Raw genomic sequence first — 16,499 nt, 5'->3', positions numbered from 1 at the left:
ATTTTACACATATGGGTCATGCTTCGTCAATTGCACATTAACAATAAAATGATTAAATTTTATTAATTTTATAAAAAATGGCGGCTTTGAACTTTTCCAAAACCACCATGCTTTTATTGACAATATTTTTACCATTCCACTTGCTGTATCTCTTGCCAAGAAAACAACAACGTTTGCCAATTCTTCTGGCTCTTGTTCTTGTGAAGAAGCGTCCACCTTAATAAATATAGCCGTTCCGCCTGCTGAAACCATTTGATCTATTGCTAGCTCGATCTTTAACTGGAAAAATGGGTTAGTTGAGGAGGAATGCGAAAAGGTGGTAGGAAAATAACTCCAGTTGATATTATTTCACTTAATAATTTGTTATAATAAAGTGTTTTTAACAATATTGAGGGGGAAAATAATTTTTATGTCAGTTGAAGTAGGAAGCAAGGTACAAGGTAAAGTCACAGGTATCACTAATTTCGGAGCTTTCGTAGAATTACCGGGAGGCTCAACAGGTCTTGTGCATATCAGTGAGGTTGCAGATAGCTATGTAAAAGACGTTAATGACCATCTCAAAGTAGGCGACCTGATTGAAGTAAAAGTGATTAGTGAGAAAGATGGAAAAATTGCCTTGTCCATCAAAAAAGCTATTGATAGACCCGAAGGACAAACCTCCTCTTTTTCACAACGCCCTCCACGTCAGGGAAGAGTTGATAGTCGTTCAAAAGGCAATTTCAAACCCAAGGAAAATTTCGAAGATAAAATAGCTCGTTTTTTAAAGACTAGTGAAGAGAATTTGTCTACTCTCAAACGTAACACTGGAGCAAAGCAGGGCGGTAGAGGCGGGAGACGAGGATAACGTACTGCGATTTTTAAAACTTCATAATATAAATAAAGGCAAGCCTCTATAATAAACTGGCTTGCCTTTTTTAATGTATCTTTTATCGCCTTAGGTCATTAAAAAAACAACATTAAAGTTTATCAGAACTTTTCTTAAAAACGAAAATTCCTCTAAGAGGGGTTACTACTTATCTCCATTTAACCTGAAGGATAGCCAATTTTTTGAAAAAACTTCCCTCATTAACAGCCTTGACGCATTACTAAATCACCCCGTTACTCTAAGAATAAAAATTCACAAACTTAAAATACACACTCCAATATAATTAGGTCATCACTGTCTCTATTACCAAAAGACGCCCTCTTATTAAAGAAAGCGCCCTTTAAATGATGATTGTTCTTGAATATCCAAACACAATTGTTGAAAAAACTAATTTGCAATCTAATTTTTTGATTAGTCACATTTATTATTGCTTTGTTTATTTATTAAATAGGACACGAATCGAATCAAGTGTATGATTTAAGAAATCTTGCAGCTTTTGTAAAAATGACTGCCCCTCTCCCGATTGCAAAAATGTCGAGATTTTTTCTGAAGTTACACTTAATTGTTCTTTTACTTGGTTCCAGTCAATATCCATTGCTTTCAGTTCGCTGAAGAAGTCTACTAGACTATCTAACTCTGCATCTGTTAATGTAACCCCAAGCTCTGAGGCAACTTGTTCAATTAATGCACGCAAGTCAGCTTCTGTTTTCGGTTCATTCTTGGCGATTTCATCCTTTACTTTTCCCATAAGAGCAGCAGCATTGTCCGCTCCAATAGAATCACCAAGCTGTGCTGTTTTCACCATTTCTTCATTCGCCGCTTTTTTGACCTCTTCAGGAATTTCTTTATTGGTTGTCGTTTCATAAGCTTTCATAATTCCTGTTAATGCAGCTGTTCCTGATACAGAATATGGAGCGGAAACGTGAATGGTTGCATCCTTTACACCTGCTGTAATCAAGGCATTGGTATACATTTCATCCGTAACCCAAGTAATATTGTTCGTTTGAACCTTTAACCCGGAATCTTTAGCACCGATTGTGATACTTGCTGATGAAATAGCACGGTTACCAATTTGTCCCTTGGGAATAAACTCACCTAAATATTCATGCTCTTCTTTATTGGATACGGTAATAATTTGTACGTTATCCGGTACCTCTAACTCTGATAACATTTCATTTTTTTGCTGTTTTGTTAGGTTTTCTCCTACAGTAACAATGACATTTCCTTCTGATGCGTCTGCAAAACAGATAGAAGGAATAGATAAAAGCATCGTTATGGCAAGAAACATTGCCTGTAATTTTAGTTTCATAAAAAGTCCTCCTTTATACATGCAACGATTTACATTAGAATGTTTGACGATAATTCGCTTTTTTCAATTCATAAACAGTTAACCTTTTTTGTTGACCAAGCTCCCATAAAAAGTATCTCCTTTCACCATTTCAGAGAAGCTTTCGCATCTGCTATTCCTCGTGTTTGCAGACATTGAAAAAATGGCTTTGCATTATCTTAACATAGAGGTTTGAGTTTTCATTAAAAGAATAGGTAACATTTATTCTAATACAATTAAAATTCTTACATGGTAAATAATAATATTACAACCATAAGATTAAACCACAAAAATCTTAATAAATATGACTTTTGAATTGCGAATATACTTTAGAGGAGTTTTTCATCGTAAAGAAAAACAGCCGCCAAAATGGCAGCAGATAGTTTGTTTTTAAGATTATCCTCTTAACCGCAGTTCTCTTTTCAGTATTTCCAGAAGGATTTCTTGGCAGGGATGAAACTACTTCGAGCACCTTGATATTCTGATATTTAGCTTGCCTTGCATTGTAGTGGTCTATTAATTGTTGTTCTTCAATTTGTGACCCAAACTTTAATACGACTTAGGCTTTAACCGCTTCCCCCACTTCTCATCAGTAAACAGGCAATTCTACAATAAACGTAGTCCCTTCATTCTCTTTACTGCTCACCTGAATGGAACCGCCGTGCAGAGCGACAATCGTTTTGACGATGGATAATCCGAGACCCGTCCCGTCGATTGTTCGGGTACGTGCCTTGTCGGCACGGTAAAAGCGCTCAAAGCTCCTTTCTATTTCAGAATTATTCATCCCTATTCCTGTATCCTTAAACGTTACGCAAACAGATTGCCCTCTTTGTTCGAGTGAAATTTCTATATTACCATTTGGCTTATTGTATTTTATTGCATTGGATAATAGGTTATCCCACACCGTATTCAGTAAGGATGGATCGCCGACAATCTTTATATCTGGCAGGGAGTAGCTTAGCATAATCTCTTTCTCGCTTATTGCCCATTGGTAATGTCGTACCAATTCCTTAATTTGTCCTCCAACATTAAATCGTTTCTTTTTTACGATATCCTCATTTCGATCTAATGAAGCGAGAAGCAATAATTGTTTTGTTAAGTTAGACAGCCTCCTAATTTCACTATTAATGATCGATACATACTGTTTTCTATCTTCTAAACTTATGAGTTCATTTTCTAAAAGGCTGGTGTATCCTTTTATATTCGAAAGCGGTGACTGGATATCATGAGATATATTAGAAATGAATTCCTTTCTTATGTCATCCATTTGTTCTAATTTCCTTGCCATTTGTAAAAAACTTTGTGAAAGCTCTCCTAACTCATCATGGCGGTTAATTTCCAGTTCAACATTAAAACGACCATTTGACAGTGATTTTGTTGCTTTAGTCAAAGTGGATATCGGTTTCACTAAATACTTCGTATTAATAAGGACCATCACAATGGACAACGTAATCGACAAGACCAGGATCCAGCCAAATAGAACATGCATCTCGCCGAAAAGAAATTTTATGTCAGGACGCACAAATAGAGCAAAGGTTTTTCCGTTCAGTCTCAAGGGAACACCAATGGTATTCTTTAGTTCATTGGCAAAAAAGCCTGTCACAAATGTTTGCTGTGGAAAATCAAGAATCCCGTGAAAAACATGACCGTTTAAGACATACTTTTCAGTTGAACCTGACAGACTTTTGTCCCTGAATGGCTCGCCAAAAAAAGTTCTGTTCCCTTGATGATCGACAAGGCATATTTGGTATCCAACCGCAGAAATGCTATCCAAATACTCTGTCAGGCTAATCTCGGGATGTTTTTCAGCAAAGTCAGCAACGTCCAGCGCGACTTTTGTATTTTTTCTATCATTAAAAGGCTTTAGCTTTTGTTGATAATAGATATTCGAGATGATAAAAGCCAAAATAAAGCTAATCAACATCATGCCAATGGTGATAACAATAAATTTCACATAAAGGGACTTCATGTACGTTGGACCTCCAATAGATATCCCACACCGCGTACTGTTTTTATTTGGAAATCATCTGTCAACTTAGAGAAACGTTCCCTTAACCTTTTAATATGGACATCTACTGTTCTTTCGTCCCCTTGAAAATTCAATCCCCAAATCTGTTCGATGAGATGTTCTCTGGAAAACACCTGCTTAGGATTCGAAATGAAAAAAGCTAATAGTTCAAATTCCTTTAGGGGTAAAAGAAAGGTTCGATTCCCAATCTGAACCTCATAGCTCTTTTTGTTGATCGTCGTACTGCCAATACGCTGAATGGATTCATCTGCTTGATGATCATATCGCCGTAACAGCGCTTTAACACGATAGCTTAATTCCTTTGGTTCAAATGGCTTAATAAGGTAATCATCCGTACCGGCTTCAAATCCTTGCTCTTTGTCCTCGATTTGATTTTTGGCCGTTAAAAGAATGACGGGAATATCGTATTGTTTTCGAATCTCTTTCGTTAGGGCATAGCCATCCATGAAAGGCATCATCACATCGACAACGGCCAGATTACATGCTGCCTTCTTCAATATTTCCAGCCCTTCCATCCCGTCTTTTGCCTGGAATACTTGATAACCCTGTTCAGATAAATGAATCGTTACAAGCTGCAAAACATTGATATCATCATCAACAATTAAAATATTGGTCATGAATGCATCTCCTATAAAAATGACAATGTCTACAAAAAATTAAACGACACTTTGCAAAATCTGTCCATCACTCATTTTAATGACATGATCGGCAAATGAGAGCATTTCTTCGTCATGGGTTACCATTAATGTCATTATGCTTAGTGTTTTCGTTAAATTTCGGATTAACTCCATCACATCTTTAGACCGTTTTGAATCCAAACTTGCCGTTGGTTCATCCGCGAAGAGAACCTTTGGTTGATGAATTATGGCACGGGCTATGGCAACCCGCTGCTTTTCCCCGCCGGATAAAGAGGAAGGATAGGCGTTTTTGCGATGGTCCATTTCCACTAATTTTAGTATTTTGTTAATTTCCTTTTTTTGTTCACGTTTATTGATTTTTGATTCTGATACCTCCATCATGAGCATCAGTTGTTCTTCAACTGTTAGAAAAGGAACTAGATGGGCAAATTGAAAGACAAAACCGAATTGAGTCGCCCGAATTTTTCGCACTTGTTCTGAACTCATTTTCGTTATATTATTTCCTTCGAAAATGACTGTTCCGTCCGATGCGGGCTGAAGACCCGCCGCTATGGTTAGGAGTGTGCTTTTACCAGAGCCGGACGCTCCAACTAATGCTGTTACCTCTCCTTCCTTGAGAGAAAGATTCACTCCTTTTAGAATCTCTTCCTTCACTTCACCATTTGTAAAAGTTTTTCTAACATGATCGATTGTAAATATCGTCATTTTATCCCTCTCCTTGTTGAATCGCTTGTAATGGTTCTATCTTTTTAATCTGAACACCGGAAAGTGTAGCTCCAATAAAACCGATTACTAGGAAGATAATCGATAATTGTACGGTATTTTCCGTGGTTAAATGGAAAGGCATTCCTTCAGGCGCAGCCAGATTAAACAATTGGCTCAGTGTAATCGACAGACCAAGCGCAATGATGGTGATCAACACCATTTGCGTCCACATCATTTTAAATAAAGTGCTTGTTTTAACACCAATGGCTTTTAAAATACCGTATAAACCGATTTTTTGAACGTTCATCATGTAGAAAAAGATAGCAAATAACATTCCGCTAATAATCACTAAAAACCAAATAATCATATTCAGGGACATCTGTTCTGCTTTATAACTCGGAATGGCATTAAGGAACTGATCCTTTGAAAAAGCTTGTAGACCAGCGAATCCTTGTGTTGAATCTCCCGGTATGAAAATAAGTTGCATTTGATTAGCCCGGTAAATTTCTTGGTAGTCCTCCATATTGACATACGCAACGGGGGCATGGCTGTATTTACTGTGATCTACAAAGCCTTTTACAATAAACTTGCCATCGTACTGATTATTCGTTAACGTATCACCAATTTTTATACCATCCTCTTCCATAGAACGGTCCAGTACGACTTCTCCTTTTTTTACATTTTGAAACCACTTCGATTCGGTTGACGTAACAAAGGCGACGCTCCGCTGCTTATGATTACGTTCATTCAAAAAACCCATTTGAATTGAAAAGGCTGCAGCGTTTTGGTGTTTGTCTAGTATTTTCTTTTGGGTGCTGCTATTAATTCTTGAAAGATTATAGGTTTCGTCTGCTTCTTTCGTCATATAGAATTGGCCATTTGGCAAATCTTTAATTAAAGCTGCATTATCTTGAGATAAGCCGTTTGCTATACCAGAGATGATAAACGTTAATAAACTAACCAGAAAAACGATAGAACCTAAAATCAAAAACCTTCCTTTATTTTTCTTCATTTCTTTCCAAGCAATGTTCATCTTCTTTATACCCCCAATTCCTCTTTGATATCGTTAGTTTATAATCCGTTTGTGAACGGGGGATGAACAGGAAATGACATTTATCTGTAGAATTTCTTAACGCACTGAATTAGGTATGTAAAATACATAATAATTAACCATTATTAACCATTGGTTAAAATAAGAAGCAAGTAAAAATATAAAAGCGACCCTCGAATGAGAGTCGCTTTACCCGCTACAACACAATATAAAAATTGAAGGTGCCTTTTTTGCGAGATTTGTTCATCCGATATGAACGATTCTCTCTTTTGCTGCCAGATACTCTTGATATAGCTTGTCAACGAATTCTCCTGCACCAGTGACCTCATTAATAACTCCGATTCCCTGACCAGATCCCCAGATTTCCTTCCATGCTTTCGGCTTCGATGATCCATCCGAAAAACTCATCTTAGATGGATCGCTTTCTGGAAGTGCATCAGGATCCAACCCAGCATTCCGGATGGATGGAGCCAGATAGTTTCCATGGACACCTGTAAACAAATTACTATAAACAATATCGTCAGATGTAGAATCAACGATTGCTTGCTTGTATTCTTCAACAGCATTCGCTTCATGGGTCGCAATGAAAGGCGATCCGATATAGGCAAAATCGGCTCCCAGCGCCTGGGCTGCTAATACCGCATTACCATTGGCAATCGATCCGGACAGTGCAAGCGGACCGTTGAACCATTGGCGGATTTCTTGAATCAATGCAAACGGGCTCTTCACACCAGCATGACCGCCAGCACCTGCAGCAACGGCAATCAACCCATCTGCCCCTTTTTCGATGGCCTTGTGCGCAAACTTGTTATTGATTACATCATGCATTACAATTCCACCGTAACTATGTATGGCGGCATTAACATCCTCACGAGCCCCTAGGGAAGTAATAATGATCGGAACTTTATATTTCTTACACAATTCCACGTCATGTTCGAGCCGATCATTGGATTTGTGCACAATTTGATTAATAGCGAACGGGGCAGCAGGCCGGTCCGGATTCTGAGCGTTGTACGCTGCCAGCTCCTCTGTGATTTCTGCTAGCCATTCATCGAGCATGGATGCAGGCCTGGCATTTAGTGCCGGCATAGAACCAACAATTCCTGCCTTACACTGTGCAATGACTAGTTTCGGATTACTAATGATAAAAAGCGGTGCGCCGATTACGGGAATACGCAACCCTTTCAATATTGATGGAATATTTGACATGTTCATTTTGCCTCCATTTGAAAATTTATTTTCTTAATACTGATGCTGATCTGAACTGACTATCGTTTATGATTAATGCATTTAGCTGTCCTCCGAAGGCACACCCTCCATCGATCCCGATTACTCGGTTCGGACCAAAATATACATTATTATGATTATGTAATCTTCTAGTTGGTGTATGACCGAAAATGATCGTTTCAAAACCTTTATACTCGTAAATAAATTCATCACGAAGATTGAGGAACTCAATTTTGGTCGTTTTTTCCAATCCTTTTTTCGGATTAATTCCTGCGTGAACAAAAATCAGTTCTGACTCCTTTTTAAATAGTGGGAGCGAGTGTAAGAAGGAAATTTGTTTACAAAAACAATCCATGATGGTTTTTCTTATTTCATTTTCTTTTATTGGGTCATGCAGCAATTGAGAATATTCAACACTGTCCATCCCAAGTCTTTGTAGGCAGCAATTAATCGTAGCCATCCCGCCAATTCTGCCATAATAAAAAATAATTTCTTTATCATCCAGCCATCGTAAAAATAAATCGTCATGATTGCCTAGTAATGCCGTTGCACCTTGGCCGCACCAATCTATTACCCTATCTAATACCCCTAGACTATCTGGTCCGGAATCAATATAGTCTCCTAGAAAAATAACTTCTTCCGGTTGAGCGTTTGTCTTGTTCAAAAGTTGATCAAGCTCTGCTGCACAACCATGAATATCAGAAATTACGATTTTCCTCATTTTTCACCTCTCTTACATTACTAATTTTTTATAATTAAGGGCAAATCACAAATAACGCTTGATTTATTATTTCAACATAATAGGCGTGAATTCCTCTGAATTTTCTAATTTTTATTAAAGAATCGATGTTCCACTTTGTTCGTGGCCTTAGTAATAAGAATAAAGATGAGGCATATAAGCCTCATCAATGCTTAATATCTATTGAGATCCTTGCCGCTCCAAATCAAGGAGGTGTGTCTTCATCTCTAATCCGCCGCGGTATCCGGTCAACGAGCCATTTTTTCCGACAACCCGGTGGCACGGCACGGTAATTAACACCGGATTAGCACCAATTGCCGCGCCAACTGCTCGAACAGCTGCTGGTTTATGAATATAGTTTGCAATGTCAGAATAGGTTTTGGTCTCTCCAAATGGAATTTCACAAAGTGCGTTCCAAACAGCGACTTGGAACTCTGTACCATGATAATCAAACGGGACGGAGAAATTCTTTCGTTTTCCCTCAAAATATTCTATTAGTTCGGCTGCATAAGGCTCTAGCTTCTTCCCATCCTCGACGAGAGGGCTTCCAGGAAATCGCTTTTCTGCCCAAACTGACAATTCCTCAAACGGTTTGTTCTGTGAGCCAACGTAACACAGTCCCTTCTCTGAAGCCGCTATATTTATTTTCCAATCTTTAAATTTAAGCAAGGTCCAATATATGGGTTTCTTATTTTTGGCCTTCATTTATTCAATCCCTCCGACTTATTATGAAATTGTCGATATTGGGCAGGAGTATGTCCGATCATCTTTTTAAATAATGTTATAAAATAAGGGATATTAGGTATCCCTACCGCCTTTCCAATATCCGCAATTGGCACGTCATTCTGAAGCAATAAATTTTTCGCTGTATTTATTCTGATTTGCTGGATATATACAACTGGAGTAATGCCGGAAATCCTTTTAAAAGTCCGATGCAAATGATAGGGACTCCCGTGGCTCATTTCAGCAAGCGTTTCTAGCGTCAGCTTATCAGAATAATTCTTATCAATGTACGCTGTAATGAGCGCAACCCAATCGTTATCAGGTAATCGCTCATTTGTGGGCTTGCATCGTTTACAAGGACGGAAATGGGCCGATAGTGCTTCTTCAGCGTTTTGAAAAATCCGGACATTTTCCTTTTTAGGAATACGCGATTTGCATGAAGGCTTACAGAAAATCCCTGTGGTCTTAACAGCATAGAAAAATTGATGATTGTACGCTGCATCGTTACTGATAATGGCCTGCCACTTTTCATCGGTCATCATTTCATCGCTTGAACCCTCATGTTTCATTTTGACCACCCCTACTTTTATTATAGGTCCGGAGTCAATATTCTTAAATAACTCCACCTGCGCTTTGTTAATATCAATATAACTCGATTTCAATAAAAAAAAAGCATATTCAACTATAAAGGCAAGATAATGAAATTATTTTTTGTGATAATGAAAGAAAAAGATGTGGGGGGTTAAATTGTGTCCAATAGACAAAATACAATGAACTATTTTCAAGATAACAACGGGAATATCACCATTGATTTGCCGGAAGATTTTGATATAAAAGCAAATCTCGGCTATTTACAACGGAACAAAAATGAAGTTATGTTTGAAGTTGAAAATGAAATCATCACCAGGGTAATTGCTGTTGGTGAAACCCGAGCCTTAGTACAAATCCACGTTAATGAATGTAATCAGATGATCGTGCAGTTATTAAATGACCCAGGAACTTTTAAGCAGTCTGAGCGAGCGGAGGTTCTCAATTTTATTCGTGAATGGTTTGACCTTGACCGCGATTTAACACCATTTTATGAAATTGCAAAAGCAGACCCACTGCTTAAGTGGCCAGTCCAAAAATTTTACGGATTACGATTAATCGGCGTTCCCGATTTATTCGAGGCACTTTGCTGGGGAGTATTAGGACAGCAGATAAACTTAGCATTCGCCTACACCTTAAAAAGACAATTTGTTGAAAAATTTGGTGATTCAGTTGAGTGGAATAGCAAGAAATATTGGGTATTTCCATCCTACAATCGAATTGCTCAGTTAACTCCAGCAGACCTGGCAGATATAAAAATGACCTTAAAAAAAAGTGAATATATTATTGGCATTGCCAAATTGATGGCCAGCGAAGAACTATCAAAGGAAAAATTATTGAGAATTGATAGCCTTAAAGAAGCAGAGAAGAGTTTAATTAAGATTCGCGGAATTGGTCCATGGACAGCGAATTATGTCTTAATGCGCTGCTTGCATTTTACCAATGCATATCCAATTGATGATGTCGGACTGCATAATGCAATCAAACATCTTACTGGTTCAGAGAGAAAGCCTGCTAAGGATGAGCTCTTAGCGTATGAATCAAAATGGGAGAATTGGCAAGCCTATGCCACCTTTTATTTATGGAGGGTTCTTTATTAAAGGGTTGCGTTAATATTTAAGCTCGCAAAAACGCACTGGCGGAAATTTCCCCAGTGCGTTTTCTTAGATTATTAAAGCTTTTTACTTTAAATGAATCCTTTTATACCAATTCGAAGCAGCCTCAACTTCTTCCAATGTTAAGCCCTCTATATTCCCAATGTAGTTCGACATCTGCATTTATCTTTTCTAATAACAATTGGTGTTCTGCTGAAATTTTAATCGTTCAATTCAGTTCTAGAGACCGTAAGTTTTCTTCAATTTCTTTTCGACGAGGCTCTAAAAATGGCGGTAATGCTAACTTTTGACCCATTGTTTCCATAGGCTCATCTGCAGCAAACCCTGGTGTATCGGTTGATAATTCAAACAAAATACCATTTGGCTCTCTGAAATATAACGCTTTAAAATAAAATCGCTCTACCTTTCCTGAATTTGGCAGACGGTTATTCTTTATGTGCTGTGCCCATTGATCGTATTCTTCTTCATTCGGAACCCGAAAAGCAACATGATGGACTCCTCCACGGCCTAACCGAGCTCTTGGCAAATCGGGCCTTGTCTCAATATGAACTTCTGCCCCGCTGCCTCCTTCTCCCGTTGCATAAACCAAGATTTCAGGGAAATCCCCTTCAAGAGATGGATAAGAACCGACAAAACGAAAACCCATGACTTCAGTAAGAACTCCAATCGTTGGTTCGGAAATTCCAACAGTAAGTGTTACAGGACCTAGACCTATAATGGCATGTTCTGTAGGAATATCATCCCGTTGCCAAGGAATACCGCCTCTTACACCTTTTTCACCGTTATCTGCAACGAGCATTAATCGAGTTCCATCAAAGTCCCTAAACGCTAAAGTATCACGTTGAGCTCTTTTTTCAATATCACCATGTTCAATTCCATAGCGGCTAAAACGTTCTTTCCAAAATTCCAATGAATTAGTACTTTTAACTCTCAACGATACAGTAGAAATTTCAGAAGTTCCTCTGTAAGAATTTCCAAGTCCAGGGATGTCAAAAAAGGTAATCTCCGTACCAGGTGTTCCTTCTGCGTCAGCATAGAATAGATGATAAGACTTTGTATCATCTTGATTGACTGTTTTTTTCACCAGTCTCATTCCTAAAATTTTCGTATAGAATTCATAATTTTTTTCTGCTTTCCCAGTCATAATTGATACATGATGTAATCCTAATAGTTCCATGTTTTTCACTCCTCTTGGATTCTTATTGTATTTTTCCGTTAAAATTTTGATTATATATAAATATATTAAATTAAAAATTCTCTAATTCGAGATATTTAGATTAGAAAAGCATCTAATGCATATTGACCAGGGCCTATTAATGCTACACCAATAGCAACTGCGAGCAATGTAAGGTTATATTCATAACCATTTGCTGTTGCCCATAATCCGTTAGGAGCATGCACCTTCACGATTGCCATTACCATGGTTCCTGCTATCAGGATTCCTGCAACGGGAGTTAAGAGTCCTAAAGCAAACAGGATTCCACCGATTAATTCTGTAAGTCCTGCAAATAGAGCCATGGTTACTCCTGGTTTCATGCCAATGGATTCAAACCAGCCTCCCGTCCCTTTTAAACAATACCCGCCAAACCAGCCAAACAATTTTTGAGCGCCGTGACCTACAAATAAAACACCAACTACTAAACGAATAATTAATAAACCAATATTTATCATCTAAAAATTCCTCCTATTTGTTTTTATTTCGAATTCGAATATCTTGAATGTGAGATAAATATACTACGAATAATCTTTTGAGTCAACACTTATTGTTTTAATTACAATTCTAAAATTTTATGAATGAACTGGAAGCTGTTAAAACGACAAAAAATTTTTCAATCTTTGTTTTTCGATAAAAGAATTGCTCATAAATACTCAACAAAAGGAATTATCCATCGGATTTCATAAGAAAGTGACGATGAAAACTCAGCATACCTTGAAAGGAAAGTAAAAAAAAATATTGAATTTATAAACCTATACGGGGAAAAACCCTATTACAAAATCGGAAAGGTTGTGAGTTTATGAGACTTCTGAATATACAGCCTAAGAAAAACTTCAGCTACATCTTCGTTCAATTTCCAGGAATGAACATGAATGTCCCAATGCTCTCGAACGATGAGGGAAAGGCGGTGAATAAGGATGTTGCTTTATGTATCCAATTAACTAGCAAAGGGAAGGTTGCTGATCTATATCTCGTCCGCACCCAAAGTATTAGACCCTTTGACTTTGAAGAAATTGGAGCAAAAGCAATATTTCGAGTCATCAAGCAAAAAGAAATCTCTCCAGACTCACAAACGAACAAATCCGAAGAATTCGTCACGTTTATTACGGATGAAGCAGCGGTTGTCCAGAAGAAATCGGAGACAGGCTATCACTTCGTCTTGGTATTAAATAAACGTGAAATCGGGATTGTCGCTTCGATTGAAGAAGAAGTTCTTCAAACGGAGAAGAATTTATCGCAGCTTAACGAGAAAGTGGAAGTGCGGAAAATGGAACGCACTGTTTGTAAAAAAAATAAGGATGTCATAGAAAGGAGAGTCAAAAAGAGGATTTTCTTGGGAGGCAGTGTCTTCCAGTCTAATGTAGTTCTTGGACAAATCCGAATACTTTTGGAGGGCGTAAAAAGAAAAGTTACAGTATTTTCTCCTGCCGCGTTAGATTTCATCGGTCCAGGTGATCAGAACCATACCATTTTAATTATGGGGAGGTGTTGATTAGCATTATCCATTATGGAATAAAAACTTCATATAATTAATAATATCGAAACACAAGGATTAATAGGATAATCCTTCTCGATAAAATATAAATGAAAAAAAATTAGGAAAGGAAATAATAAGTGGAAAATTTTATATAGAGACTTAACCAAGGGGTTAAGTCTTTTTTACTTTAAAAGAATGGTAACAAAGAGCCCGCTTAACATTAAGCGGGCTTTTTGTTAGGAGGTTTGAGGACGAAGCCTTGATTCTCGTTTTTTCCTTAATATTCGTATTTCAATATAGTAGGTAGGAATGATGATGGCTGCCCATATTGCAAAATAGTTAAGGACGACGAGAATTGGATTGCTGCTGCCGCCATGTCCCTCTTTTCCATGGAATTTTCCTTCTCGAAAATCTCGGTTAGGCGTTGCTTGATTTGTATACGTTGTATTCCCTTGGTTCGCTGTAGTCACATTATTAGTTGCCTGCTCACTTTGCTGCATTTGTTTTGGCATGATTTCACCATTGCTTGGAGTTGCAGTTGAGGCAAACCATTGAATTCCACCTGCCAAAATGGCAAGTGATAGAATAACTGATGCTAAAACACCCTTCCTAAGTTTTCCGTCCTTCGATTTGAACGCTTTTTTACATATACTCATAATCCATTGCCAATGTACCGCAACATGAAGACCCACTAAAGCAAGTGTAGCATCCGCAGAAAAACCGTGTAGTTCACGGATTGTATGACTTCCCTCAATGGCGAGACTTGGCAATACTACCCTAGAAATAAGTATCCCTGTTACAATGACTGCAGCCATTGAAACTAAAAGGAGTAGATTTAACAAGTAACTAAATCGCGTTTTATTTGGGAGTTTTGGGTCAAGTATTTTTTTGGTTGTATTGAACACCCATTGATAATTCAATCCGATGTGGACAAGGATTGCTACTCCTATAACCAGACCTGCTATTTCATGAAACGGTAAACCGTCTAATACTCTTGGATTCATTAGAAGCACAAACGTAATGGCCATCAACAAATCAAGGACAATTTTTGTATAATTCTTTTTCATAGTAATCCTCCGAATTTAAATAGTACCCTTTAACTAATACCCATTTTAATTGGATAACCTTAAGATCACCTTAAATTAAATATTAATTTTAGGTTAAAAAAGTGAATAGGGTAGCATAGAAAGGGTCTACGTGACTGAAACCGGAATTACAAATGATTTTGATAACGTAAAAGGATCTACATCGAAACTGAATCTGAGATTGTAAGGGGAATGCCAGTTTCTTACTCCACCCCGCTGCCCTCCAATCATCGCAAAAAAGAGTGACTTCATTGGCCGCTTTAAGCGGAATGAGGTCACTCTTTTTGAAAAGTTTTAATTATATTTAATACACATCACGCTGGTAGCGCCCTTGCTCTTTCATAGCATCCAGATAAGCTTGGGCTTCTTCACGAGTCATGCTTCCTTCCTTTTCTATTACTGTAAGAAGTGCTTCGTGAACGTCTTTCGCCATATATTGCTTATCTCCACAAACGAAGAAGTAAGCTCCATTTTCCAGCCATGCAAACAATTCTTTACTGTTTTCAAGCATTTTATGCTGTACATAAACCTTCTGTTCAGAATCACGAGAGAACGCAGTATCTACTCTTGTCAGTACTCCATCTTTTTGATACTTCTCTAACTCATCTTGATAAAGGAAATCTGACGCCGCGTGCTGGTCTCCAAAAAACAGCCATGATCTGCCAGCAGCTTTATTCACAGCACGTTCTTCGATAAAGGAACGGAATGGGGCAATGCCGGTCCCAGGACCTACCATAATGATATCCTTCTCTTGGGACTCTGGGAGATGGAAGTGTTTATTTGGCTGAACAAATACTGGAAGCGTATCCCCTTCTTGAACACGTTCTGCAACTAAAACTGAACATACCCCTTTTCGCTCGCGGCCGTGAGCCATGTAACGAACTGCACCTATCGTTAAATGCACTTCACCAGGATGAGCGGCAATGCTGCTGGCAATGGAATAAAGACGCGGGGTCATTTTTCTTAAAAGCGAAACAAACTCTTGTGCTGTAGCTTTCCATGGACCGAAATCACGGAACATATCAAGCAGATCGCGACCATTAGTATATTCTTTTAGCTGATTTGCATTTTCTACTAGTACCAGCTTTTTTAACTCTTCATTATCTGTAAATTCAGCTGCTTGCTGCAGGATTTTTTTCGATAATAGTGTGATTTCAAAATAAGTTGTCAAAGCTACTTTTAAAGGTAGTGTTTCACCCTGTTTATTAATGATCACAATTGCTTCTTCATCCCACGCCATCTCATCTATTAGAGAAGCCACCAGTTCTGGGTCATTCGCAGGAATAATACCAAGTGCATCACCTGGGACATAAGAAAGGCCTGATCCCTCTAATGATAGCTCAATATGAATCGTTTCTTTACTAGAACCTGCTCCATTTAAATTTACATTATTGAGCACCTTCGCTTGAAATGGATTCGTTCTTGAAAATGGTGTTGCTGCCGTTTTATCTTTTAGGTTTTCTAAAGTAAGTTGCATCATCTTCACCTCAAAAAGTTTGCATTATAAAATTTTGATTGTTTACCTGTCACATTTTTGTTCGGTCCCCATTTGATAATTCAATTGTACTAAAAGTGCATCCATCAACAGTATCTAATACATTTTCTAATAAAACAACTAATATATTCACATTTCCAATAAAAACTATTATTTTTATTTTACACTAAAAATTTTTAATTGAGTGTGTCATACATCACGAATTAACTTATCCTCATT

At 37.9% G+C, this 16,499-nt stretch carries 17 protein-coding genes; 3 read left to right on the top strand and 14 right to left on the bottom strand.

Annotation, left to right across the window (positions count from 1 at the left end):
* Positions 1–3: 3 nt before the first annotated feature.
* Complete coding sequence (locus ACIFOT_RS03365; RefSeq protein WP_430061644.1) at positions 4–252, bottom strand: hypothetical protein; 249 nt, start codon at positions 250–252, stop codon at positions 4–6.
* Positions 253–409: 157 nt separating this feature from the next.
* On the opposite strand from ACIFOT_RS03365, the gene ACIFOT_RS03360 reads away from it, so the two are divergent.
* Positions 410–844 (top strand): S1 domain-containing RNA-binding protein, encoded by a 435-nt coding sequence (locus ACIFOT_RS03360; RefSeq protein WP_430061642.1) that lies wholly within the window; start codon positions 410–412, stop codon positions 842–844.
* 457 nt (positions 845–1,301) lie between these two features.
* Here ACIFOT_RS03360 and ACIFOT_RS03355 read toward each other — a convergent pair whose 3' ends face one another.
* The 9 genes from ACIFOT_RS03355 to ACIFOT_RS03315 all read right to left on the bottom strand — a co-directional run bounded on the left by ACIFOT_RS03355 (position 1,302) and on the right by ACIFOT_RS03315 (position 9,873).
* Positions 1,302–2,174 (bottom strand): DUF1002 domain-containing protein, encoded by an 873-nt coding sequence (locus ACIFOT_RS03355; RefSeq protein WP_430061640.1) that lies wholly within the window; start codon positions 2,172–2,174, stop codon positions 1,302–1,304.
* A gap of 607 nt (positions 2,175–2,781) precedes the next feature.
* Positions 2,782–4,161, bottom strand: a complete 1,380-nt coding sequence (locus tag ACIFOT_RS03350) for a sensor histidine kinase (protein ID WP_430061638.1) — start codon at positions 4,159–4,161, stop codon at positions 2,782–2,784.
* Positions 4,158–4,838 (bottom strand): response regulator transcription factor, encoded by a 681-nt coding sequence (locus tag ACIFOT_RS03345; RefSeq protein WP_430061636.1) that lies wholly within the window; start codon positions 4,836–4,838, stop codon positions 4,158–4,160. Before ACIFOT_RS03345 ends, ACIFOT_RS03350 begins: the two co-directional genes overlap by 4 nt.
* Positions 4,839–4,877: 39 nt before the next feature.
* On the bottom strand, positions 4,878–5,564 hold the full coding sequence (locus ACIFOT_RS03340) for an ABC transporter ATP-binding protein (protein ID WP_430061634.1): 687 nt from the start codon (positions 5,562–5,564) through the stop codon (positions 4,878–4,880).
* A gap of 1 nt (position 5,565) precedes the next feature.
* Positions 5,566–6,597, bottom strand: a complete 1,032-nt coding sequence (locus ACIFOT_RS03335) for an ABC transporter permease (RefSeq protein ID WP_430061632.1) — start codon at positions 6,595–6,597, stop codon at positions 5,566–5,568.
* Positions 6,598–6,858: 261 nt separating this feature from the next.
* Entirely contained in the window at positions 6,859–7,824 is a 966-nt protein-coding gene (locus ACIFOT_RS03330) for an NAD(P)H-dependent flavin oxidoreductase (protein ID WP_430061630.1), read from the bottom strand.
* A gap of 25 nt (positions 7,825–7,849) precedes the next feature.
* A complete protein-coding gene (locus ACIFOT_RS03325; RefSeq protein ID WP_430061628.1) occupies positions 7,850–8,563 on the bottom strand; it encodes a metallophosphoesterase in 714 nt (237 codons plus the stop codon).
* Positions 8,564–8,761: 198 nt separating this feature from the next.
* The gene (locus ACIFOT_RS03320) at positions 8,762–9,286 is read right to left on the bottom strand and encodes a methylated-DNA--[protein]-cysteine S-methyltransferase (protein WP_430061626.1); all 525 of its coding nucleotides are present in this window, start codon (positions 9,284–9,286) and stop codon (positions 8,762–8,764) included.
* Positions 9,283–9,873, bottom strand: a complete 591-nt coding sequence (locus tag ACIFOT_RS03315) for a bifunctional transcriptional activator/DNA repair enzyme AdaA (protein ID WP_430061624.1) — start codon at positions 9,871–9,873, stop codon at positions 9,283–9,285. The genes ACIFOT_RS03320 and ACIFOT_RS03315 overlap by 4 nt, the downstream gene beginning before the upstream one ends.
* Positions 9,874–10,074: 201 nt before the next feature.
* On the opposite strand from ACIFOT_RS03315, the gene ACIFOT_RS03310 reads away from it, so the two are divergent.
* Complete coding sequence (locus tag ACIFOT_RS03310) at positions 10,075–10,992, top strand: DNA-3-methyladenine glycosylase 2 (RefSeq protein WP_430061717.1); 918 nt, start codon at positions 10,075–10,077, stop codon at positions 10,990–10,992.
* A 223-nt stretch (positions 10,993–11,215) separates the two neighbouring features.
* Here ACIFOT_RS03310 and ACIFOT_RS03305 read toward each other — a convergent pair whose 3' ends face one another.
* On the bottom strand, positions 11,216–12,184 hold the full coding sequence (locus tag ACIFOT_RS03305; RefSeq protein WP_430061622.1) for a ring-cleaving dioxygenase: 969 nt from the start codon (positions 12,182–12,184) through the stop codon (positions 11,216–11,218).
* A 95-nt stretch (positions 12,185–12,279) separates the two neighbouring features.
* A complete protein-coding gene (locus ACIFOT_RS03300) occupies positions 12,280–12,678 on the bottom strand; it encodes a DoxX family protein (protein ID WP_430061620.1) in 399 nt (132 codons plus the stop codon).
* Between the two features lie 344 nt (positions 12,679–13,022).
* On the opposite strand from ACIFOT_RS03300, the gene ACIFOT_RS03295 reads away from it, so the two are divergent.
* Entirely contained in the window at positions 13,023–13,715 is a 693-nt protein-coding gene (locus ACIFOT_RS03295; RefSeq protein ID WP_430061618.1) for a hypothetical protein, read from the top strand.
* A gap of 221 nt (positions 13,716–13,936) precedes the next feature.
* Here ACIFOT_RS03295 and ACIFOT_RS03290 read toward each other — a convergent pair whose 3' ends face one another.
* Both ACIFOT_RS03290 and ACIFOT_RS03285 read right to left on the bottom strand, forming a co-directional pair.
* Positions 13,937–14,767: a DUF4405 domain-containing protein gene (locus ACIFOT_RS03290; RefSeq protein ID WP_430061616.1), complete on the bottom strand. Its 831-nt coding sequence runs from the start codon at positions 14,765–14,767 to the stop codon at positions 13,937–13,939.
* A 322-nt stretch (positions 14,768–15,089) separates the two neighbouring features.
* Entirely contained in the window at positions 15,090–16,265 is a 1,176-nt protein-coding gene (locus ACIFOT_RS03285) for a sulfite reductase subunit alpha (RefSeq protein WP_430061614.1), read from the bottom strand.
* Between the last annotated feature and the right edge of the window lie 234 nt (positions 16,266–16,499).

The organism is Neobacillus sp. NRS-1170 (assembly GCF_050468025.1).
This window is presented reverse-complemented; position numbering and strand designations above follow the sequence as displayed.